Genomic DNA, 20,580 nt, shown 5'->3' with positions numbered 1-20,580 from the left:
CGTTTATCCGAACCGCACGCCCTGGGCCAGCGGTAACTCGCCGGAATAGTTCACGGTATTGGTGGCGCGCCGCATGTAAGCCTTCCACGCGTCCGAGCCGGACTCCCGCCCGCCCCCGGTTTGCTTTTCACCGCCGAACGCCCCGCCGATCTCGGCGCCGGACGTGCCGATGTTGACGTTGGCGATACCGCAGTCCGATCCGTCCAGGAAACGCTCCGGCTCCCGCAGATCGGTGGTGAAGATGGCCGACGAAAGGCCCTGCGGCACACCATTGTTGAGCGCGATCGCCTCGTCCAGGCCGTCGTAGGTCAGCACGTAGAGGATCGGCGCGAACGTCTCGGTGGCCACGATCGCGGTCTGCGCGGGCATGCGGACCACGGCCGGCGCGACGTAGTAGGCGCTCGGATGGTCGGTCTGCCGGCGCTCGCCGCCGGTGACGTCGCCGCCGTCGGCGCGCGCCCGTTCCAGGGCCCCCACCATGTCGCGGTAGGCGGTCTCGTGAATCAGCGGCCCGACGAGCGTGCCCGGCGCCGACGGGTCGCCGAGGGGCAGCTGCCGGTAGGCGGCGACGACGCGCGCCACCAGATCGTCGGCCACCGAGCGGTGCACGATCAGCCGGCGCAGGCTGGTGCAGCGCTGACCGGCGGTGCCGGCGGCGGCGAACACGATGGCGCGCACGGCCAGGTCGAGGTCGGCCGACGGCGTCACGATGGCCGCGTTGTTGCCGCCCAGCTCCAGCAGCGCCCGCCCGAAGCGCCCGGCGACGCGGGGCCCCACCGCCCGGCCCATCCGCACCGAACCGGTCGCGGACACCAGGGCGACCCGCGGGTCGTCCACCAGCCGCTCGCCGAGGTCGCGCTCGCCCAGGATCAGGCCGCTCACCGCGGGCGGGGCGCCGACGTCGGCGGCGGCCCGCCCGATCAGCGCCTGGCAGGCCAGGGCCGTCAGCGGCGTCAGCTCCGAGGGCTTCCACACCACGGTGTCCCCGCACACCAGCGCCACCGCGGCGTTCCACGCCCACACCGCCACGGGGAAGTTGAACGCGGTGATCACCCCGACCACGCCGAGCGGATGCCAGGTCTCCAGCAGCCGATGCCCGGGGCGCTCCGAGGCGATGGTCCGGCCGTAGAGCTGGCGCGAGAGCCCGACGGCGAACTGGCAGACGTCGATCATCTCCTGCACCTCGCCGGCCGCCTCGGAGGCGATCTTGCCGACCTCGAGGGTCACCAACGTCGCGAGGTCGTCCCGGTGCGCGGTGAGCAGCTCGCCGAGCCGCGCGACCAGGGCGCCGCGCACCGGGGCCGGCGTGGCCCGCCAGGCCGAAAACGCTTGCGCCGCTTCGGCGATCGCGCGATCGGCCCACTCGGGCGTGGTGGGTGCGACGGTGCCGAGCGCCTCGCCGGTGATCGGCGTGCGGGCGGGCAGGCCGCGCCCGCCCGGCTCGCCCAGCTCGGCGCCGACACCGATTGCCGCGCAGGCTTCGAGCGCCCGCGTTCGTAGCTCCTCGGTACTCATCCGGATGCCTCCTGGTAGAGCGCGTACGGGTCGTGGATGTCGCGGCCGATGGCCCCGGCCAGCCACTGCGCGTCGTAACCCGAGTCGTCGGAACCGTCGGCCGGCCGGGCGTCGGAGTCGAGGTTGGAGCGGAAGATCCCCGCCGCCGATGCGGGCAGGAAATCCTCGTAGACGACGGGTTTCGACGGGGCGCCGCCGCGGTAGTAGGCCAGCCCCTGTGCGGCCATCTGTTCGTCGGTCGACGGAAAGTATTGGCCCCACACCGCCGCCGGATCGGGGGCCGCCATTGCCGCGTCGTAGCGCGCGCGCCCGCGCGGCGTCAGCGCGACGCCGCGCGCCTCGACCTCACCGAACCGCACCGTCAGCGTTCCGGAACTGACGGCGCCGCCGCGGTCGCGGAACAGGCACGGCTCGGCGAGGGCGCGAAACGACGTCTGCCGCAACAGCACGGCGGGACCGTCGGTGCGGGGCGGGCCCTGGATGGCGTCGATCATGGCGATGCCGCGCGCGGTCATCCGCCGGTACAGCTCGTCGATGTCGAGCACCCGCGGCGTCAGGTGGTTGATGTGGGTGGAACCGACCCCCGCGATGTCGGCCGCCACCGCCGACACCCGCGACAACTCGTCGTACCAGGACTTGTTGATCGGTTCGCGGGACAGCGCGAACGCCGCCACCGCCGCCGCGACGAAGGCCTCCGCCTCCTCGGCGTCGCAGGCGCCCTCGGCGGCGATGATGCGCGCCCGGGCGAGCAGCGCGGGGTCGAACAGGTGGCGGCGCCCGAGGAACGTCTCCACGCGGGCGCGCAGGCCGGGTCGGAAGTAGCGCGGGTCGCGGGTGGCCAGCATCGACGTGAACACCCGAAACGGGTTGCGCGCCAACTCGTCTGGATCGATGGGCCGAAAGGCGGTCGCCACCACCGGGATGGGGGAGCGGGCCGAGCGCAGGTCATAGTAGCCCACCGGCAGCATGCCGAACGCCGCGAACAGATCGGCGACGTCGGCCAGTTCGGCCGGGCCGCCCACCCGGATGGCGCCGTGCCGCTCGGCGGTCACCCGCCGCAGCGAGCCGTAGCGTTCGGCACCCGGATGGCGTGCCACGTGGTCCGCGTTGACCTGCTCGCTGACCTCGACCAGCGTGGCGTACGCGGGCACCTCGGCGGCGTACATCGCCGACAGCCCGGCGGCGAACCGCGCGCGCAGCTGCCAGGTCACCAGTCGTTTGGCCGGGCTCACGGGGTGTCGTCCCTGCGATAGTCTCCGGCCATGGGTGAGACGCTCGACGACATCGACCGGATCCTGGTGCGCGAGCTGGTCGCCGACGGGCGCGCCACGCTGGCGGAGCTGGCCGCCAGCGCCGGGCTGTCGGTGTCGGCGGTCCAGTCGCGGGTGCGCCGGCTGGAGTCGCGCGGGGTGGTGTCGGGATACTCCGCGCGGGTCAACCCGGAGGCGGTCGGGCACCGGCTGTCGGCGTTCGTGGCCATCACTCCCCTGGATCCCTCTCAACCCGATGATGCGCCCGCCCGGCTGGAACACATCGAGGAGATCGAATCGTGTCACTCGGTGGCCGGGGAAGAAAGCTACGTCCTGCTGGTGCGGGTGGAGTCCGCGCGGGCGCTCGAGGATCTGTTGCGGAGGATCCGCACCACGGCCAACGTCCAGACCCGAAGCACCATCATCCTCAATACTTTTTACAGTGATCGGCAATACATACCATAATGTTTCCTGTATCAGCGTCATGATTCCGTAAAAACCACGCTATCATCGGGGCATGACCGCCGCCGTGAACCCCGTCGCGCTCGCCGGCCCGCACATAGGGCCCGACCGGGTGCACGACGTGCTGTCGCGCAGCATCCTGGCCGACGGTTTCGACCTGGTGCTCGACCTGGCGCGCTCGTCCGGCTCGTACCTGGTCGACGCCCGCGACGGCCGGCGCTACCTCGACATGTTCACGTTCTTCGCGTCGTCGGCGCTGGGCATGAATCACCCCGCGCTGGCCGACGACGAGGAATTCCGGGCGGAGCTCCTGAGCGCCGCGCTGAACAAGCCGAGCAATTCCGACGTGTACACGGTCGCGATGGCCCGCTTCGTCGAGACCTTCGCGCGGGTGCTGGGCGACCCGGCGCTGCCGCATCTGTTCTTCGTCGACGGCGGCGCGCTGGCGGTGGAGAACGCGCTCAAGGCCGCGTTCGACTGGAAGAGCCGGCACAACGAGAAGCGCGGCATCGATCCGGCGCTCGGCACCCGGGTGCTGCACTTGCGTGGCGCGTTCCACGGGCGCAGCGGCTACACGCTGTCGCTGACCAACACCAACCCGGTCGCCGTGGACCGCTTCCCGAAATTCGACTGGCCGCGCATCGACGCGCCGTACCTCCGGCCCGGGCAGTCCGGGCCTGCGATGGACGCGCTGGAAGCCGAGTCGCTGCGCCAGGCCCGCGCGGCATTCGAGGCCCACCCGCACGACATCGCGTGCTTCATCGCCGAACCGATCCAGGGCGAAGGCGGCGACCGGCACTTCCGGCCGCAGTTCTTTGCCGCCATGCGCGCGCTGTGCGACGAATACGACGCCCTGCTGATCTTCGACGAGGTGCAGACCGGCTGCGGGCTGACCGGAACCGCTTGGGCCTACCAGCAATTGGGCGTCGCCCCCGACGTCGTGGCGTTCGGCAAGAAGACGCAGGTGTGCGGCGTGATGGCCGGCCGCCGCGTCGACGAGATCGCCGACAACGTCTTCGCGGTCGCCTCCCGGCTCAACTCGACGTGGGGCGGCAATCTCGCCGACATGGTGCGCGCCCGCCGCATCCTCGAGGTGATCGAGTCCGACGAGCTGTTCGAGCGGGCCGCCGAGCACGGCCGCTACCTGCGCGATCGGCTCGACGAACTCGCCGACGACTTCCCGGCGCTGGTTCTCGACCCCCGCGGGCGCGGGTTGATGTGCGCGTTCAGCCTGCCGACCGCCGCCGACCGCGACGAGCTGATCCGCCGGCTGTGGCAGCGCGCCGTGATCGTGCTGCCCTCCGGCCGGGACGGAATCCGGTTCCGCCCCGCCCTGACCGTTTCCCGCGCGGAAATCGACGCGGCGATCCGCGCCGTTCGCGCCGCCTTGACGGCCGTGACGCGCGGTTAGGGGCCGTTTACCGTGCGGTGTCGGCGGGTATCTGTCCTGGTGCGATCTCCCATTCGGGCCGGCACCCGCCGCGGCGCGGTAACTAATCCGACGCGGCGCACGATGGACTAAGAGCAGCCAGACGCAGGACACGAGGGGCACGCGATGCAAAAAGCCGACGAGCGGTCACCCGGCGATCACCTGGGGCAGGAAGACCGCGAGGTGCGCGCCGCCATCCGGTTTGCCGTGCTGGCCGCCGCCGCGGGGGTCGGCTTCGTGATCCTGGCCGCGCTGTGGGTCAGCACCTGCCCGGCTTCGGGCGTCGACACGGTGGCCTGTGGGGCGCCCCAGCGGACGCTGCTGGCGCTCGGCGGTCCGCTGATCCTGTTGGCCTCCGGGCTGTGGGCGTTCCTGCGGACCTACCGGGTCTGGAAGGCCCGCGGCACCTGGTGGGGATGGCACGGCGCCGGCTGGTTTCTGTTGACGCTGATGGTGGTGGCGCTCGGCCTGGGCGTCGCGCCGATCGCCGGCCCCGTACTGGCCCTCTGACGTTTTCTTCGAGTTTGCTCCGAGTCTGTTCCGAGGTCTCGCCAATGCGTCCGGCGAGATCTACCGTTGAGGGTGCGACCCATATTTGAGCTGCATAGAACGTCAAAGATCGCCGATAGGAGCAGCCATGGGAGACACCTATCATGACCCCGTCGATCACTTGCGGACCACGCGGCCGCTCGCCGGCGAGTCGCTGATCGACGTCCTGCACTGGCCCGGATACCTGTTGGTCGTCGTGGGCGTGATCGGGGGGTGCGGAAGCCTGGCGGCCTTCGGCAGCGGACACTACGACGAGGGAATGACCGCGGGCGTCGCCGCCATCGCCGTCGCGGTGTTGGGCCTGGCCTGGCTCGCGGTCGAGCACCGGCGGATACGCAGGCTCTGCGATCGCTGGTACACCGAGCATCCCGAAGTGCGCAGGCAGCGGCCGGCCAGCTGAGCGGTCCCAATCCTCCTATTGCGAACGGGGATCGAGGGATTACCGCGCCCGGCGAATGGGTATCAGCCCTAACACCATGAGTGCGGGAAAAGTTGCGCCAGCGTGGTCACCCCATCATGGGGGACAGGATCACGAAGGCACCGACATAGATGCCTACTGCCAGAATGATCAATGCGAGCAGCGTGATCCCGGCGATCACCGCGACGCGCCTGAGTCGGCGCGCCCGGAGATCGGTCGTTTCGGGCCCGTCCATGTCGGGCGGAATACCCGGCGGCGATCATGACTAACCGATTGGAACCGACGGTCGATGGCGGCCCGCACGGCAGTAGTAGTGTCGATCGGACATTGCCGGGAGACCATATGACCGACGCGGGACTGCGCGCCCACCAACGCCAACGCGGCCATCGGGCCGTTGAATTGCACGTTGCGGCGCGCCTGGAGAACCTGGCCATGCTGCGCACGCTCGTCGGCGCCATCGGCACCTTCGAGGATCTGGACTTCGACGCCGTCGCGGACCTGCGACTCGCGGTCGACGAGGTGTGCACCCGGTTGATCCGCTCGGCCACCCCGGACGCGACGCTGATCGTCGTGGTCGACCCGCACGACGACGAGTTGATCGTCGAGGCCTCCGCGGCGTGCGACACCCACGACGTGGTGGCGCCCGGCAGCTTCAGCTGGCACGTCCTGACGTCGCTGGCCGACGACGTCCAGACCTTCCACGACGGCCGCGAACCCAACGAGGCCGGCAGCGTTTTCGGCATCACCCTGACCGCGCGACGGGCGGCCTCTAGCAGGTGACGTCGCGAACTCCCCGCGGTTCGGTTTCGCGCCCGAACGAGTACGCCGACGTCCCGGAGATGTTCCGCGAGTTGGCGGGTGTCGGCACCGACTCGATGGAATTTCAGCGCCAGCGGGAGAAGATCGTGGAGCGCTGCCTGCCGCTGGCCGACCACATCGCCCGCCGGTTCGAGGGTCGGGGCGAACCGCGCGACGATCTGGTTCAGGTGGCGCGGGTCGGGCTGGTCAACGCGGTGGTTCGCTTCAACGTCGAGGCCGGGTCGGACTTCGTGTCGTTCGCGGTTCCGACCATCATGGGGGAGGTCCGCCGCCACTTCCGGGACAACAGCTGGTCGGTCAAGGTTCCGCGGCGCCTCAAGGAGCTGCACCTACGGCTCGGCGCCGCCACCGCCGACCTGTCGCAACGGCTCGGCCGGGCGCCGACCGCCACCGAGCTCGCCGCGGAGCTCGACATGGAACGCGACGAGGTGGTGGAGGGCCTGGTGGCGGGCAGTTCCTACAACACGCTGTCCATCGACACCGGCGGTGGCGGCGACGATGACGACGCCCGCGCCATCGGGGACACGTTGGGCGACGTGGACGCCGGCCTCGATCGCATCGAGGACCGCGAGGCGCTGCGCCCCCTGCTCGAGGCGCTGCCCGAGCGGGAACGAATGGTGTTGGTACTCAGGTTTTTTGAGTCGATGACGCAGACGCAGATCGCCGAACGGGTCGGCATCTCACAGATGCACGTGTCCCGGCTGCTGGCCAAGTCGCTGGCGCGGCTGCGGGACCAGTTGCAATAGCGGGCGCGACCTTTCGCCTTCGGCCTCGGCGGCTCACTTGATCTCGGCGAGCACCGTGCCCTGGGTGATGGCGGCGCCGGCCTCGACCGCGAGCCCGGTGATGGTGCCCTCCTTGTGCGCGGTGACCGGGTTCTCCATCTTCATCGCCTCGAGGACCACCACCAGGTCGCCGACGGCGACCTCCTGCCCCTCCTCGACCGCGACCTTGACCACGGTGCCCTGCATGGGCGCGGTCACCGCGTCCCCGGAGGCCGCCGCGCCGCCGTGCGACCCGCGCTTGCGGGGCTTGGGCTTCTTGCGGATGACGCCGCTGACACCGGCGTCTCCCGCGCCGTTGGCCAGCGCCAGGTCGCCGGGCAGCGACACCTCGAGGCGGCGGCCGCCGACCTCGACGACCACCTTCTGGCGGGGCCGGGCGTCCTCCTCGTCGATCGGCTCGCCGCCGGTGAACGGTTCGACGGTGTTGTCCCACTCGGTCTCGATCCAGCGGGTGTGCACCGAGAAGCCGTCCTCGTCGCCGATGAACGCCGGGTCGGACACCACCGCGCGGTGGAACGGGATCACGGTGGCCAGGCCTTCGACCTCGAACTCGTCGAGGGCGCGCCGGGCCCGCGCCAGCGCCTCGGCGCGGTTGGCGCCGTACACGATCAGCTTGGCCAGCATCGAGTCGAACTGGCCGCCGATCACCGAGCCGGTCTCCACCCCGGAGTCCAGCCGCACGCCCGGGCCGGTCGGCGGGTGGAATTTGGTGACCGGGCCGGGGGCGGGCAGGAAGCCACGCCCGGCGTCCTCGCCGTTGATCCGGAATTCGATGGCGTGCCCGCGCGGCGTGGGGTCCTCGGTGAGGTCCAGCTTCTCGCCGTTGGCGATCTTGAACTGCTGCAGCACCAGGTCGATGCCCGCGGTCTCCTCGGTGACCGGGTGCTCGACCTGCAGGCGGGTGTTGACCTCCAGGAAGGAGATCAGGCCGTCCTGGCCGACCAGGTATTCGACGGTCCCGGCGCCGTGGTAGTGCGCCTCCTTGCAGATCCGCTTGGCGGACTCGTGGATCTCCTTGCGCTGCGCGTCGGTGAGGAACGGCGCCGGCGCCTCCTCGACCAGCTTCTGGAAGCGGCGCTGCAGCGAGCAGTCCCGGGTGCCGGCGACGACGACGTTGCCGTGCTGGTCGGCGATCACCTGCGCCTCGACGTGGCGCGGCTTGTCCAGGTAGCGCTCCACGAAGCACTCGCCGCGGCCGAACGCCGCGACCGCCTCGCGCACGGCGGACTCGTAGAGGTGCGGGATCTCCTCGATGGTGCGAGCCACCTTCATGCCGCGGCCACCGCCGCCGAAGGCCGCCTTGATCGCGATCGGCACGCCGTACTCCTTCGCGAAGGCCACCACCTCGTCGGCGTCCTTGACCGGGTCGGGGGTGCCGGGCACCAGCGGCGCCTGCGCGCGGGCGGCGATGTGCCGGGCGGTGACCTTGTCGCCGAGGTCGCGGATCGACTGCGGGCTGGGCCCGATCCAGATCAGGCCGGCGTCGATGACGGCCTGGGCGAAGTCGGCGTTCTCGCTCAGGAAGCCGTAGCCGGGGTGGATCGCGTTGGCGCCGGATTTGGCCGCCGCGTCGAGGATCTTGGCGAAGTCCAGGTAGGACTCGGCGGAGGTCTGACCGCCCAGGGCGAACGCCTCGTCGGCCAGGCTCACGTGCGGCGCGTCGGCGTCGGGTTCGGCGTACACCGCCACGCTGGCCAGGCCCGCGTCGCGGGCCGCGCGGATCACCCGGACGGCGATCTCACCGCGATTGGCGACAAGGACCTTGGAAATTCCAGTGATCCTCGAGCTGGCGTGACTAGCCACTGCGCCTCCTGTTTGGCATCTTTCGCAGAGTTGCTTCTGCGGGCTTCTCTAAGAGAATTTCTTACAACGATGTCGGGGGAAGTCTAAGCGCCGCGCCGCGGGCGCCGGCGAGGCGGGCCGGAATTTCGGGGTTTTTCAGGAGATCTCGCGCAATCGCCGCTTGATGCGGGCCAGCATCGCCGACATGCCGCGCAGCCGCAACGGGCTGATCAGGGCGGCCAGACCGAGGTCGGTGTAGAAATCCTCGGGCACGGCCAGGATGTCGGCGGCGGGTTGCTCGTCGAGGCCGGCGGCCAGGATCGACGCGAACCCGCGGGTGGTCGGCGCCTCGGCGGGCGCGCTGAAGTGCAGCCGCACCCGGGTGGGGTCGCTGGCGTCGACGTGCAGGAACAGCGGCGACTGGCACTCGGGCACCGGCTCCATCGCCGCCTCGGTCAAATCGGACGGAAGGGCTGGAAGGTCGTTGGCGAACTCCAGCAGCAGCGTCAGCTTGTCCTGGCCCTGCACCTCGGCGAAGTCGGACACCACCTCGGCCAGCGGCGCGGGAAGGGTCATCGGTCCGGCGCCGCCCCAGGGCTTTCGCCGGCGACGATGGGCACCCGCACGGTGTTGCCCCACTCGGTCCACGATCCGTCGTAGTTGCGGACCCCGGCCTTGCCCAGCAAGTGCGTGAGCACGAACCAGGTGTGGCTGGACCGCTCGCCGATCCGGCAGTAGACGACGGTCTTGTCGTCCGGCTGCAGGAAGCCGTAGAGCTCTTCGAGTTCCTCGCGGCCGCGGAATCGGCCGCTGTCGTCGACCGCCTTCCCCCACGGGATCGACCGGGCGGTGGGGATGTGGCCGGCCCGCAGCGCGCCCTCCTCCGGGTAGTCGGGCATGTGGGTGCGCTTGCCGGTGTACTCGTCCGGGGATCGCACGTCGATCAGCGGCTGGCCGCCGAGGATGGCCAGCACGTCGTCCTTGTAGGCGCGGATGGGCTCGTCGTTGCGCTGCACGACGGGGTAGCCGGTCGACGTCTTGGTCGGGACCTGCAGGGTGGTCTCCCGCCCCTCCGCCAGCCAGAGGTCGCGCCCGCCGTTGAGCAGGCGGACGTCGGGGTGGCCGAACAGCGTGAACACCCACAGCGCGTAGGCCGCCCACCAGTTGCTCTTGTCGCCGTAGATCACCACGGTGTCGTCGCGGGCGATGCCCTTGCGGTCCATCAGCTCGGCGAACTGCTCGCCGTCGATGTAGTCGCGGACCCGCGGGTCGTTGAGGTCGGTGTGCCAGTCGATCTTGACGGCGCCGGGAATGTGGCCGACGTCGTAGAGCAGCACGTCCTCGTCGGATTCGACGATCGCCAGGCCGGGGGCGCCCATGTTGGCGGACAGCCAGTCGGCGGTGACCAGCCGTTCGGGGTGGGCGTATTCCGTCAGGGTGGGGCTTGGATCGGGGGGTAATGCCACGGTCCCGAGCCTACCGCTGGCCGAACGGCGGCGATTTCTCAGTGCTTGCGGCTCCACCGCGCGTCCCGGCGCTTCGGGTGTGAAGCCTGGGCTTTGCGTGTGAAGCTACGGCTTTGGGTGTGAACGCTCGGCGGGAAAATGGCCGCATCGACGCCCTGGCTTCACACCGAAAGCCGTAGCTTCACAGCGAACGCCCGGCAGCCGTAGCTTCACGGCGAAAGCCCCGGGCTGGCCGCCCACAGGGCGGCCACCGACAGCCCCACCCGCCGCACCATCGACCGCAGCAGCGGCAGGCTCACGCCGATGACGTTCGACGGGTCGCCGTCGATCCCGTCGACGAACCAGCCGCCCAGCCCGTCGAGGGTGAACCCCCCGGCCACCTTCAGTGGTTCGCCGCTGGCGACGTAGGCCCGCAGCTCCGCGTCCGTCGGCGCGGCGAAATGCACTGTGGTGCAAGCGGATTGGCATTCGCGATGGGTGATTTCGCCGTCGCTGAGCCGCAGCAGGCAGTGCCCGGTGTGCAGCTGGCCGGACCGGCCGCCCATCAGGCGCCACTGGCTCACGGCGGCATCGGCCGATCCCGGCTTGCCGCAGAGCCGGCCGTCGAGGCGCAGCATCGAATCACAGCCAAGGACAATGCAATCGGCCGCGACACCGCCGTCGAGTTCGCCGGCGACGCGTTCGGCCTTGGCCCGGGCGAGGGCGCACACCACGTCGTCGGTCGACGCGTCCGGGCCCAGGCGGGCGACGACGGCGTCCTCGTCGACGCCCGACACCCTGACCAGCGGTTCGACGCCGGCCTGGCGCAGCACCGTGAGCCGGCCCGCGGACGCCGACCCGAGCACCAGCCGGGTCACTGCCTCATGTGGGTCATTTGCTGCAGGGTGATCCGCTGGTAGTTGGACATCGCGTAACGCAGCCTGTCGACCGGCAGCCCCCAGCGGGTGCGCTCGGGCTCGGCGGGCTGGGGGGCGGCGGCGCTGACGCTGCCCAGCACGGTGATCAGCGCGGCCAGCTCCTCGTCGGTGGGCCGACCCTTGAGTATCCGGATGTGCGGCTCGTGCGGCCGCCGCGGCTCGTCGCTCACAGGGGGATGTTCCCGTGCTTCTTGGGCGGCAGGTGCGAGATCTTGCGTTCCAGCAGGCGCAGCGCCGTGGCGATGTACCCGCGGGTGTACGACGGCGGGATCACCGCGTCGACGTAGCCGCGCTCGGCCGCGACGTAGGGGTTGACGAGCGTGTCCTCGTACTCCTGCTGCAGCTGCAGGCGCAGCGCGTCGACGTCGGCGCCCTCGGCGGCCGCTTCCTTCAGCTGCTGGCGGTACACGAAGCCGACCGCGCCGGAGGCGCCCATCACCGCGATCTGGGCGGTCGGCCAGGCCAGGTTGACGTCGCAGCCCATGTCCTTGGAGCCCATGACGCAGTACGCGCCGCCGTAGGCCTTGCGGGTGATGACGGTGATCTTGGGAACGGTGGCCTCGCCGTAGGCGAACAGCAGCTTGGCGCCGCGCCGGATGATGCCGTTGTATTCCTGGCCGGTGCCCGGCAGGAAGCCCGGCACGTCCACCAGCATGACGATCGGGATGTTGAAGCAGTCGCAGGTCCGCACGAAGCGGGCCGCCTTCTCCGAGGCGTTGATGTCCAGGCAGCCGGCGAACTGCGTCGGCTGGTTGGCCACGATGCCCACCGGGCGGCCGTCGATGCGCCCGAACCCGACCACGATGTTCTGCGCGTAACCGGCCTGGATCTCCAGGAACTCGTCCTCGTCGAGGATGCGGGTGATCACCTCGTGCATGTCGTAGGGCTGGTTGGGCGAGTCCGGGATCAGCGTGTCCAGCTCGAGGTCCTCGTCGGTGAGGTTGTCTTCAATCGGGCCCTCGGGGTGCGGCTCGGCGTAGCGGGGCGCGTCGGTGAAGTTGTTGGGCGGCAGGTAGCCCAGCAGGTCGCGCACCCACTCGAACGCGTCCTGTTCACCCGACGCGACGTAGTGCAGCGTGCCCGACTTGGCCATGTGGGTGTGCGCGCCGCCGAGCTCCTCCATGGTGACGTCCTCGCCGGTGACCGTCTTGATGACGTCGGGCCCGGTGATGAACATCTGGCTGGTCTGGTCGACCATCACCACGAAGTCGGTCAGCGCGGGGGAGTAGACGTGCCCGCCGGCGGCCGCGCCCATGATCAGCGAGATCTGCGGGATGACGCCCGACGCCAGGATGTTGTTGCGAAAGATCTTGCTGTACAGGCCCAGCGAGACGACGCCCTCCTGGATGCGGGCGCCGGCGCCGTCGTTGATGCCGATCAGCGGGCGGCCGGTCTTGATCGCCAGCTCCTGGACCTTGACGATCTTCTCGCCGTACACCTCGCCGAGGCTGCCCCCGAACACGGTGGCGTCCTGGCTGAAGATGCACACGTCGCGGCCGTCGATGGTGCCGTAGCCGGTGATCACGCCGTCGCCGAGCGGGCGGTTGGATTCCAGCCCGAAGTTGGTGCTGCGGTGCTTGGCCAGCGCGTCGAGCTCCACGAACGAATCCTCGTCCAGCAACGCGAGGATGCGCTCGCGCGCCGTCAGCTTGCCCTTGGCGTGCACCTTCTCGACGGCGGCCTCACCGACCGGATGCAGCGACTGCTCTCGCCGCTTGTGCAGCTCGGCCAGCTTGCCCGCGGTGGTGTGGATGTCGATGGTGTGCTCCTTGGCGGGTTCTGCGGTATGAGCCGAGCGGTCGGTAACGCTTGTCATGGGAGTCGAGCTTAGCGTGGCTGGTAGGCCATCCCTGTGAAGGGCGAGGTCGGCCGATGACGGTAGCCTCCGCTGATGAACGCCGATCCGGTCCGGATGTCGGAACTGGGATCCGACTCCGCGTCCGTGCTGCGGATCATTTCCTACTTCGACCAACTCCACGAGTCGGGGGCCAACGCCGACACGGTAGTGCGGTGCGCGGCATTGCTGGCCGAATGCCCCGTCACCGCGCGGTGGGCGTCGGGCACGGTGATTCGTTACGACGCGACGGGCCGGCTGGACCCGGACGGGGACCCGCCGCCGGCGTCGGCGGATGAGCCCAGCGTGCGGCTGGAACGCACCGGTCCTGGGCACGCCCTCGATCCGGTGTTGCTCGATCGGGTGTGCCACACGCTGCGCCGGGTGCCGACCCGCGCCGGGGCGTCTGGCGAATTGCACATCGGGGATCCCGCGCTGCTCGAAGTCGTGCTGTCCGGCAAGGAGGGGCGGGAGGACCGGGTGCGGGCCGTCCGCCTGCTCGGGTTGGACGAGAAGCGCGACATCTGCGTGCTCGCGGTGTCCGCCCGCTCGCCGCCCGAAGCGCTGCGGATCATCGCGCACCAGCTTCCGGGCTCGTCCGTGCGCTCGACCGTCATCGGGAACGCGGTGGCCGTGCTGTGTCAGGGGGCGATCGACACCCGAGCGCTCTCCGACGGGTTGGAGAGCGCGATCATCACCGCTTTCCCGGGACCGCGGACCGTCGGCTCGGACCGGGGCCCCTGGGTCGGCATCGGTGCCAGCGTCGAAGCGTTGGCCGCCGCCACATCGTGGCGCCAGGCCCTGGGGGCGCTGCGCTTCGCATCGTCGACCGGTTACGGCAGGCGCGCCGTCGCCTACGAGCGGCTCAGCGCGCTGGAGCTGCTGGCCGATATCCCCCTGGACCGGGTGCGCCGGCACCGAGATGTAGTGCGGATCAACGAGATTGCTGCCTCACCGACGGGTGCGCTCGACGTCGACACCGTGGAGGCCTTCTTCGTATTCGGGTCGTTACGGCGCACGGCCGCGGAACTGCATTTGCATCACAGCACCGTCGCGGCGCGGCTCGCGCACGTCGAGGCGCGGATGGGGTGGGATCTCAACGATCCGATGGATCGATTCACGGCCACCCTGGTACTCATGATCCGGCGGATCGCGCTGTCCTCGGCCGAACTCGCCGAGCCGGATCAGGCCTGACCGACGGTCGTCGGCCGGATCGGCGGATTCGGTCGACGGTTGGCGGATGACCGCGAGCCGCCGAATTCGTGATGATGAGCGCATGGCAATCATCGACCCCAACCAGACCTGGGAACCGCTGGAGAAGCGGTTGGCAGAAACCACCAACGAGCGGCACCGGGCGGTGTTGAGCGTCGTGATCGAGCACATGAAGGCGGAGGCCGCGCCGGATTTGGAGCGGCTGATGGCGACGCTGAGCCCCGAGCCGGCCTACCACTTTTGGCACGGGGCCGAAGATGTGGGCGCGAAAACCACGGACGGGGTGCGCGCCTACTACACCGATTTCCTGGCGACCCGGACCAACATCTTGGAGTTCGAGGTGCAGCGGCTCGTCGTCGACGATGACTGCGTGGTGACCGAGGGTCTGCTCAAGCAGCTATACCCGGCGGCGGAGCTGACCCGCATCCTCGGGATGCCGGTCGACGACCCCGACGGGGACTACCTGGTGGTGTTCCGGCAGCTGCTGCTGTGGCCAATTGATCAGAGCGGCAAGATCATTGGCGAGGACTCCTACAACCCGGGCGTGGTCAGCGTGACCAAGCTGTCGCGCGACGAGCTGCCCCAGGAGTACCTGGACCTCGTGCACGCGTCGGCCTGAGGTGTGGGTCGACATCGCGGCGATGCTGCTCGATCGTCTCGGGGACGAGCACATCGGGCTGCGCACCCGCGACCACGACTGGACCTGGGACGAGGTGGTCCGCGAATCCGCGGCGCGCGGCGCGTTGGCGCAATCGATGCGCCGCGACGGGCCGTTCCACATCGGGGTGCTGTTGGAGAACGTGCCCGACTTCGTCTTCTGGCTCGGCGGGGCGGCGCTGGTGGGGGCGACCGTGGTGGGCATCAACCCGACCCGGGGCGCCGCCGAGCTGGCGGCCGAGATCCGGCACACGGATTGCCAATTGATCGTCACCGACACCGCAGGGATGCAGCGGTTGCGCGGGCTGGACCTGGGGCTGGAACCGGACCGGTTCCTGCAAGTCGACCACCCCGGCTATCGCCGGCGCATCGATGCGTGCGGTGTCGAACCGGCCGTTGCCCCGGGAGTCGGCGCGGATTCGTTGTTCTTGTTGCTGTTCACTTCGGGGACGACGGGCGCGTCGAAAGCGGTCAGATGCAGCCAGGGCCGGCTGGCCTGGATCGCGCACACGGCGAGCGAGAAGTTCGGCCATGTCCGCGCCGATGTGGACTACTGCTGCATGCCGCTGTTTCACGGCAACGCGATCATGGCGCTGTGGGCGCCGGCGCTGGCCAACGGTGCCACGGTGTGCCTGACACCGGCGTTCTCGGCGTCGCGGTTTTTGCCCGACGTGCGGTACTTCGGCGCGACGTTCTTCACCTATGTGGGTAAGGCACTCGCCTATCTGATGGCCACACCCGAGCGGCCCGACGATGCCGACAACCGATTGATCCGCGGATTCGGCACCGAGGCGTCACCGGATGACCAGGTGGAGTTTCGGCGCCGTTTCGGCGCGGAACTATTGGAGGGCTATGGCTCAAGCGAGGGTGGCGGCGCCGTCGCACACGATCCGGACGCGCCGCCGGGGGCGCTGGGCCGGGCGGCCCACGCCGGCGTCGCCGTGGTCGATCCGCAGACATTGGCCGACTGTCCGCCCGCGCTGCTCGATGAACACGGCCAGGTGCTGAATTCCGACGAGGCCGTGGGCGAGATCGTCGACAAGGCGGGCACCCGGATGTTCGAGGGCTACTACAAAAACGACGATGCCGACGCCGAGCGGATCCGCAACGGCTGGTATTGGACCGGTGACCTCGGGTATCGGGACGAGGCGGGTTTCCTGTACTTCGCCGGCCGCCGTGGTGACTGGATCCGGATCGACAGCGAGAACATCTCCGCGCTGACGATCGAGCGTGTCTTGCGTCGGCATCCGGAAGTGGTCGCGGCCGGGGTTTATGCGGTGCCGGATCCGCGGTCCGGTGATCAGGTGATGGCGGCCATCGAGGTGGCCGATCCCGAGCGTTTCGACACCGCGGGGTTCGCTGCCTTCCTGTCCGGTCAGAAAGACCTGGGTCGCAAGGGCGCTCCCCGGTTCCTGCGGCTGTCCTCGAGCCTGCCCGTCACCGGCACCAACAAGGTGCTCAAGCGCGTGCTGCAGCGACAGCGATGGCACACCGACGAACCGGTGTACCGGTGGGCCGGGCGCGGAGTGCCTGCGTACCACCGGATGAGCGCCGACGAAAAGCGCTCGCTCGACGCGGAATTCGTGTTGCACGGCCGGCAGCGCTATTTGTGACCGCGGCGAGGTAGTCTCCGCTGATGGACGCGCGCCCGTTGGGAACCGCGGACTGGGCGGCCGAATGCGACGTCCTGGTCGCCGGGTCGGGCGGCGGCGGCGTCACCGGCGCCTACACCGCGGCGCGCGAGGGCCTCGACGTGCTGCTGGTCGAGGCGACCGACAAGTTCGGCGGCACCACCGCCTACTCCGGCGGGGGCGGCGTCTGGTTCCCGTGCAATCCGGTGCTGGTCCGGGCCGGCGCCCCCGGCTCCTTCGACGACACCATCGAGGACGCCCTCACCTACTACCACGCCGTCGTCGGCGACCGCACCCCGCGCGAGCTGCAGGAGACCTATGTCCGCGGCGGCGCCCGGCTGATCGAGTACCTGGAGGCCGACCCCTACCTGAAGTTCGTGCCGCTGCCCTGGCCCGACTACTACGGTAAGGCGCCGAAGGCGCGCCTGGACGGTCAGCGCCACATCGCCGCGAAGCCCTGGAAGGTGGCCGCCGCCCCCGAGCTGCGGGAGGCGATCCGCGGGCCGCTAGACGCCGACCGGCTCGGCGCCGAACCCCCGGCCGACTACTACATCGGCGGCCGCGCCCTGATCGCACGGTTCCTCACGGCCATCGGGCAGTACCCGAACGCGTCGCTGCGGCGCGACACCGCCCTGGTCGAGCTGGTGCGCTCCGGCGATCGGATCGTGGGCGCGATCGTGGAGAGCGACGGCGAACGGCGGGCCATCCGCACCCGGCTGGGCGTGCTGCTGGCCGCCGGCGGCTTCGAACGCAACGAGGAGCTGCGCCGCCGATACGGGGTGCCGGGCGTGGCGCGAGACACCATGGGCGGCCCGGGAAGTCGCGGCCTGGCGCTGCAGGCCGGCATCGCCGCGGGCGCGGACACCGACCTGCTGGACCAGGCGTGGTGGTCGCCCGGCATGACCCATCCCGACGGCCGGTCCGCGTTCGCGCTGTGGTTCACCGGCGGCATCTTCGTCAACCAGGACGGCGACCGGTTCGTCAACGAGTCCCGGGCCTACGACCGGGCCGGTCGCGAGATCATCGCCCTGCTGCAAAACGGGTCAATCACGTTGCCGTACTGGATGATCTACGACGACAAGGAGGGCGAGGTGCCGCCGGTGAAGGCGACCAACGTCACCGTCGTCGAGACCGAGAAGTACGTCGCCGCCGGCCTGTGGCACTCCGCGGACACCCTCGAGGGACTGGCCGCCAAGATCGGCGTGCCGGGCGAGCGGCTGGCCGCAACGGTGGCCCGGTTCAACGGTTTTGCCGCCTCCGGCGTCGACGAGGACTTCGGCCGCGGCGACGAGGCCTTCGACCGCGCCTTCTCGGGGGGCGCGTCGCCGCTGGTGCCCATCGACTCGCCGCCGTATCACGCCGCGGCGTTCGGCCTGTCCGACCTGGGCACCAAGGGCGGCCTGCGCACCGACGCCGCGGCGCGGGTGCTCGACACCTCCGGCGAGCCGATCCCCGGCCTGTACGCGGCCGGCAACACCATGGCCGCGCCCAGCGGCACGGCGTATCCCGGCGGGGGCAACCCGATCGGGACCAGCATGCTGTTCAGCCACCTGGCCGTTCTAGACATGCGAGACCGGCGCCGCTGAGTACCTAGGCTGGATCCAGTGAACGACCGCGATCAGCTCAGGACACCACTGGACGCCGCCGCCCTGCGCGCCGAGTTGATCGGCACCGGACTGGGTTGGCGACAGCTCGACGTCGTCGAGGGAACAGCGTCCACCAACGCCGACCTGCTGGCCCGTGCGGCCGCCGGACACGACATCGCCGGGGCCGTGCTCATCGCCGAGCATCAGACCGCCGGTCGCGGACGCCACGGCCGCGGATGGTCGGCGTCCCCGCGGGCCCAGATCACGATGTCGGTCGGCGTGAGCGTCGTCGACGTCCCGGCGGCGGGATGGGGCTGGCTGTCGCTGGCCACCGGGGTGGCGGTGGTCGACGCGGTGGCCCCCCTGCTTGACGCGGTCGGCGTTCACGCGGGTCTCAAGTGGCCCAACGACGTGCTGGCCTCGGGCGGCAAGCTGGCCGGGATCCTCGCCGAGGTCGCCAAGCCGGTCGTGGTCATCGGCGTGGGGCTCAACGTCACCCAGGCCCCGGAGGAGGTCGACGGCGCGGGCGCGACCTCGCTGTTCGACCTCGGCGTGGCCGCACCCGATCGCGGCCGGCTGGTCCGCGCCGTGTTACGGGAGCTCGGCGGGCGCATCGTCGCCTGGCGGGCCGCCCGCGGGGCCGACTGGCGGCTGGCCGCCGACTACCGCGCCCGCAGCCTGACCATCGGCGCCCTCGTGCGCGCGCAGCTGCCCGGGGGCAGGGAGCTCGTCGGGACCGCGAGCGGCGTCGACGACCAGGGCCGGCTGTGCTTGGAGACGGGAGCCGAGTCCGTCGTGGTTTCCGCCGGTGACGTCGTTCATCTGCGCGGCTAATGTCGCGACCATGAGTTCGTTGGGGCGCCGAGACTGCGGTGGGAGCGACGCTGAGGCGCTCCCACGCGATCTGAGCGCAGTCTCGATGCCACCAACGCAGACTCGGCGCCGGCGACCTCTGGCAACAACCCCGACGAACTTACGGGCCCGACCACTAATGTCGCGACCATGAGCTATCCGGACAACGCCCTGGCCGCCGGCGAACAGGTCGTCATACACCGCCATCCGCACTGGAAGCGCTTGATCTGGCCCGTCGTGGTGCTCATCCTGGCGACCGCGCTGGCGGCGTTCGGGTCCGGCTACCTCAACTCGACGCACTGGCAGCAACTCGCCAAGAACATCGTCTACGGCGTCATCTGGGGAATCTGGTTGGTGACGATCGGCTGGCTGACGCTGTGGCCGTTCCTGAGCTGGCTGACCACACACTTCGTCGTCACCAGCCGACGGGTGATGTTTCGGCACGGGGTGCTGACGCGCAGCGGGATCGACATCCCGCTGGCGCGGATCAACAGCGTGGAGTTCCGGGACAGGCTGTTCGAGCGGATGTTTCGCACCGGGACGCTGATCATCGAGTCGGCGTCGCAGGACCCGCTGGAGTTCTACGACATTCCGCGCCTACGCGAGGTGCACTCGCTGCTGTATCACGAGGTCTTCGACACCCTGGGCTCCGCCGGGCCCGACGCGTCGCCGAACTGAGCGAGCCGGATCGCCTTGTCGCGCCAGGCCCGCAACGGCGTGACGTTTCCCTCTTCCAAGCCGTCCAGGCCTTCTAGGCCGCCCTCGAAGGCGTCCTCGAAGACCTCGGCGATGCCGCCCGCGGTGAGCGTGGACTCCAGCGCCTTGTCGGGGTTGCGCGCGAACTCGTCGGGAAACACCCAGCGCCGGAACGCCCAGAAGCGGAACGCCATCTGCAGCAGGTTGCCGACGATGTAGGCCGAAATGAAGTCGGCGATGTTTTCCACGGTCAGCGACACCGTCGGCACCCGCAGCTGCAGGACGTAGCTGGAGATCCACAGCGGCGCCATGGACAGCAGCACCCCGACGCCGCTGAACGCGAAGAACAGCAGCGCCTCGTGGTGCCGCTCGCGCCCGCCGCGATCGCGGAAGCTCCACTCCCGGTTCAACACGTAGGACGCGATGACCGCCACGATGCCCGCGATGACCTTCGCGGTCACCGGCTTGGGCTCGAGGACCGTCAGCTTGAGGGTGTAGAAGATCACCGAGTCGATGACGAACGTGGTGCCGCCGACGATGGCGAATTTGATCAGTTCGTGATGGCGCTGTGCAAACGGCTGAACGGCCTCGGGCAAGCGCGAGATCGTGGCTTCGGCGAAGGACACAACACGTCAGTGTACGTACGGACACAAAATCGACGCAAAATCGATCATAACGATTTGGGTGTCACGGCCCGCCGACGCGCCGTCCCGCGCCATG

At 70.0% G+C, this 20,580-nt stretch carries 22 protein-coding genes; 12 read left to right on the top strand and 10 right to left on the bottom strand.

From position 1 onward, the window contains the following. Positions 1-3 precede the first annotated feature (3 nt). Both amaB and hglS read right to left on the bottom strand, forming a co-directional pair. Positions 4-1,515: an L-piperidine-6-carboxylate dehydrogenase gene (gene amaB / locus G6N25_RS04700; protein WP_083073230.1), complete on the bottom strand. Its 1,512-nt coding sequence runs from the start codon at positions 1,513-1,515 to the stop codon at positions 4-6. After that, complete coding sequence (hglS, locus tag G6N25_RS04695) at positions 1,512-2,747, bottom strand: 2-oxoadipate dioxygenase/decarboxylase (RefSeq protein WP_083073229.1); 1,236 nt, start codon at positions 2,745-2,747, stop codon at positions 1,512-1,514. The genes amaB and hglS overlap by 4 nt, the downstream gene beginning before the upstream one ends. Before the next feature lie 30 nt (positions 2,748-2,777). Between hglS and G6N25_RS04690 the strand changes: the two genes are divergently transcribed. The 4 genes from G6N25_RS04690 to usfY all read left to right on the top strand — a co-directional run bounded on the left by G6N25_RS04690 (position 2,778) and on the right by usfY (position 5,605). After that, positions 2,778-3,230, top strand: a complete 453-nt coding sequence (locus tag G6N25_RS04690; RefSeq protein WP_083073228.1) for an Lrp/AsnC family transcriptional regulator — start codon at positions 2,778-2,780, stop codon at positions 3,228-3,230. Between the two features lie 52 nt (positions 3,231-3,282). Further along, positions 3,283-4,638, top strand: coding sequence for an L-lysine 6-transaminase (gene lat, locus G6N25_RS04685; RefSeq protein WP_083073227.1), 1,356 nt, complete (start codon positions 3,283-3,285; stop codon positions 4,636-4,638). Between the two features lie 144 nt (positions 4,639-4,782). After that, a complete protein-coding gene (locus G6N25_RS04680; RefSeq protein WP_083073226.1) occupies positions 4,783-5,166 on the top strand; it encodes a hypothetical protein in 384 nt (127 codons plus the stop codon). 127 nt (positions 5,167-5,293) lie between these two features. Further along, the gene (gene usfY, locus G6N25_RS04675; RefSeq protein ID WP_083073225.1) at positions 5,294-5,605 is read left to right on the top strand and encodes a protein UsfY; all 312 of its coding nucleotides are present in this window, start codon (positions 5,294-5,296) and stop codon (positions 5,603-5,605) included. A 106-nt stretch (positions 5,606-5,711) separates the two neighbouring features. Here usfY and G6N25_RS23475 read toward each other — a convergent pair whose 3' ends face one another. Then, positions 5,712-5,858: a hypothetical protein gene (locus tag G6N25_RS23475; RefSeq protein WP_169924610.1), complete on the bottom strand. Its 147-nt coding sequence runs from the start codon at positions 5,856-5,858 to the stop codon at positions 5,712-5,714. Between the two features lie 107 nt (positions 5,859-5,965). Between G6N25_RS23475 and G6N25_RS04670 the strand changes: the two genes are divergently transcribed. Next, a complete protein-coding gene (locus tag G6N25_RS04670; protein ID WP_083073224.1) occupies positions 5,966-6,403 on the top strand; it encodes an anti-sigma factor in 438 nt (145 codons plus the stop codon). Beyond that, positions 6,400-7,188, top strand: a complete 789-nt coding sequence (locus G6N25_RS04665; protein WP_083073223.1) for an RNA polymerase sigma factor SigF — start codon at positions 6,400-6,402, stop codon at positions 7,186-7,188. Before G6N25_RS04670 ends, G6N25_RS04665 begins: the two co-directional genes overlap by 4 nt. Before the next feature lie 33 nt (positions 7,189-7,221). On the opposite strand, the gene G6N25_RS04660 is transcribed toward G6N25_RS04665, so the two are convergent. From G6N25_RS04660 to G6N25_RS04635, 6 genes are all read right to left on the bottom strand, one after another. After that, complete coding sequence (locus G6N25_RS04660; RefSeq protein WP_083073222.1) at positions 7,222-9,030, bottom strand: acetyl/propionyl/methylcrotonyl-CoA carboxylase subunit alpha; 1,809 nt, start codon at positions 9,028-9,030, stop codon at positions 7,222-7,224. A 135-nt stretch (positions 9,031-9,165) separates the two neighbouring features. Next, complete coding sequence (locus G6N25_RS04655) at positions 9,166-9,585, bottom strand: SufE family protein (RefSeq protein ID WP_083073221.1); 420 nt, start codon at positions 9,583-9,585, stop codon at positions 9,166-9,168. Continuing rightward, the gene (locus G6N25_RS04650) at positions 9,582-10,475 is read right to left on the bottom strand and encodes a sulfurtransferase (RefSeq protein WP_083073220.1); all 894 of its coding nucleotides are present in this window, start codon (positions 10,473-10,475) and stop codon (positions 9,582-9,584) included. The genes G6N25_RS04655 and G6N25_RS04650 overlap by 4 nt, the downstream gene beginning before the upstream one ends. Before the next feature lie 209 nt (positions 10,476-10,684). Beyond that, positions 10,685-11,332 carry a Maf family protein gene (locus G6N25_RS04645; RefSeq protein ID WP_083073219.1) on the bottom strand — a complete coding sequence of 216 codons (648 nt, stop codon included), beginning with the start codon at positions 11,330-11,332 and terminating at the stop codon, positions 10,685-10,687. Further along, positions 11,329-11,562 (bottom strand): acyl-CoA carboxylase subunit epsilon, encoded by a 234-nt coding sequence (locus G6N25_RS04640; protein WP_083073218.1) that lies wholly within the window; start codon positions 11,560-11,562, stop codon positions 11,329-11,331. The genes G6N25_RS04645 and G6N25_RS04640 overlap by 4 nt, the downstream gene beginning before the upstream one ends. Then, positions 11,559-13,208: an acyl-CoA carboxylase subunit beta gene (locus G6N25_RS04635; RefSeq protein WP_083073217.1), complete on the bottom strand. Its 1,650-nt coding sequence runs from the start codon at positions 13,206-13,208 to the stop codon at positions 11,559-11,561. Before G6N25_RS04635 ends, G6N25_RS04640 begins: the two co-directional genes overlap by 4 nt. A gap of 75 nt (positions 13,209-13,283) precedes the next feature. On the opposite strand from G6N25_RS04635, the gene G6N25_RS04630 reads away from it, so the two are divergent. From G6N25_RS04630 to G6N25_RS04605, 6 genes are all read left to right on the top strand, one after another. Beyond that, entirely contained in the window at positions 13,284-14,420 is a 1,137-nt protein-coding gene (locus tag G6N25_RS04630; RefSeq protein WP_083073216.1) for a PucR family transcriptional regulator, read from the top strand. An 82-nt stretch (positions 14,421-14,502) separates the two neighbouring features. Further along, complete coding sequence (locus G6N25_RS04625; RefSeq protein WP_456299214.1) at positions 14,503-15,057, top strand: nuclear transport factor 2 family protein; 555 nt, start codon at positions 14,503-14,505, stop codon at positions 15,055-15,057. 22 nt (positions 15,058-15,079) lie between these two features. Then, positions 15,080-16,708: an AMP-binding protein gene (locus tag G6N25_RS04620; RefSeq protein ID WP_083073271.1), complete on the top strand. Its 1,629-nt coding sequence runs from the start codon at positions 15,080-15,082 to the stop codon at positions 16,706-16,708. Positions 16,709-16,731: 23 nt separating this feature from the next. Further along, positions 16,732-18,312, top strand: a complete 1,581-nt coding sequence (locus G6N25_RS04615; protein ID WP_083073214.1) for an FAD-binding protein — start codon at positions 16,732-16,734, stop codon at positions 18,310-18,312. Positions 18,313-18,330: 18 nt separating this feature from the next. Continuing rightward, positions 18,331-19,146: a biotin--[acetyl-CoA-carboxylase] ligase gene (locus tag G6N25_RS04610; RefSeq protein WP_083073213.1), complete on the top strand. Its 816-nt coding sequence runs from the start codon at positions 18,331-18,333 to the stop codon at positions 19,144-19,146. Between the two features lie 168 nt (positions 19,147-19,314). Then, positions 19,315-19,842, top strand: coding sequence for a PH domain-containing protein (locus G6N25_RS04605; RefSeq protein ID WP_083073212.1), 528 nt, complete (start codon positions 19,315-19,317; stop codon positions 19,840-19,842). On the opposite strand, the gene G6N25_RS04600 is transcribed toward G6N25_RS04605, so the two are convergent. After that, on the bottom strand, positions 19,788-20,486 hold the full coding sequence (locus G6N25_RS04600) for a GtrA family protein (RefSeq protein ID WP_083073211.1): 699 nt from the start codon (positions 20,484-20,486) through the stop codon (positions 19,788-19,790). The genes G6N25_RS04605 and G6N25_RS04600 overlap by 55 nt on opposite strands. Between the last annotated feature and the right edge of the window lie 94 nt (positions 20,487-20,580).

The organism is Mycobacterium heidelbergense, from assembly GCF_010730745.1.
In the GTDB taxonomy this organism is placed as follows: Bacteria; Actinomycetota; Actinomycetes; order Mycobacteriales; family Mycobacteriaceae; genus Mycobacterium; species Mycobacterium heidelbergense.
This window is presented reverse-complemented; position numbering and strand designations above follow the sequence as displayed.

Excerpts from the sequence above, each read along its gene's own strand:
- amaB (WP_083073230.1), bottom strand. The coding sequence starts at position 1,515 with ATGAGTACCGAGGAGCTACGAACGCGGGCGCTCGAAGCCTGCGCGGCA.
- G6N25_RS04690 (WP_083073228.1), top strand. The coding sequence starts at position 2,778 with ATGGGTGAGACGCTCGACGACATCGACCGGATCCTGGTGCGCGAGCTG.
- lat (WP_083073227.1), top strand. The coding sequence starts at position 3,283 with ATGACCGCCGCCGTGAACCCCGTCGCGCTCGCCGGCCCGCACATAGGG.
- G6N25_RS04680 (WP_083073226.1), top strand. The coding sequence starts at position 4,783 with ATGCAAAAAGCCGACGAGCGGTCACCCGGCGATCACCTGGGGCAGGAA.
- usfY (WP_083073225.1), top strand. The coding sequence starts at position 5,294 with ATGGGAGACACCTATCATGACCCCGTCGATCACTTGCGGACCACGCGG.
- G6N25_RS23475 (WP_169924610.1), bottom strand. The coding sequence starts at position 5,858 with ATGGACGGGCCCGAAACGACCGATCTCCGGGCGCGCCGACTCAGGCGC.
- G6N25_RS04670 (WP_083073224.1), top strand. The coding sequence starts at position 5,966 with ATGACCGACGCGGGACTGCGCGCCCACCAACGCCAACGCGGCCATCGG.
- G6N25_RS04655 (WP_083073221.1), bottom strand. The coding sequence starts at position 9,585 with ATGACCCTTCCCGCGCCGCTGGCCGAGGTGGTGTCCGACTTCGCCGAG.
- G6N25_RS04635 (WP_083073217.1), bottom strand. The coding sequence starts at position 13,208 with ATGACAAGCGTTACCGACCGCTCGGCTCATACCGCAGAACCCGCCAAG.
- G6N25_RS04630 (WP_083073216.1), top strand. The coding sequence starts at position 13,284 with ATGAACGCCGATCCGGTCCGGATGTCGGAACTGGGATCCGACTCCGCG.
- G6N25_RS04625 (WP_456299214.1), top strand. The coding sequence starts at position 14,503 with ATGGCAATCATCGACCCCAACCAGACCTGGGAACCGCTGGAGAAGCGG.
- G6N25_RS04620 (WP_083073271.1), top strand. The coding sequence starts at position 15,080 with ATGCTGCTCGATCGTCTCGGGGACGAGCACATCGGGCTGCGCACCCGC.
- G6N25_RS04615 (WP_083073214.1), top strand. The coding sequence starts at position 16,732 with ATGGACGCGCGCCCGTTGGGAACCGCGGACTGGGCGGCCGAATGCGAC.
- G6N25_RS04605 (WP_083073212.1), top strand. The coding sequence starts at position 19,315 with ATGAGCTATCCGGACAACGCCCTGGCCGCCGGCGAACAGGTCGTCATA.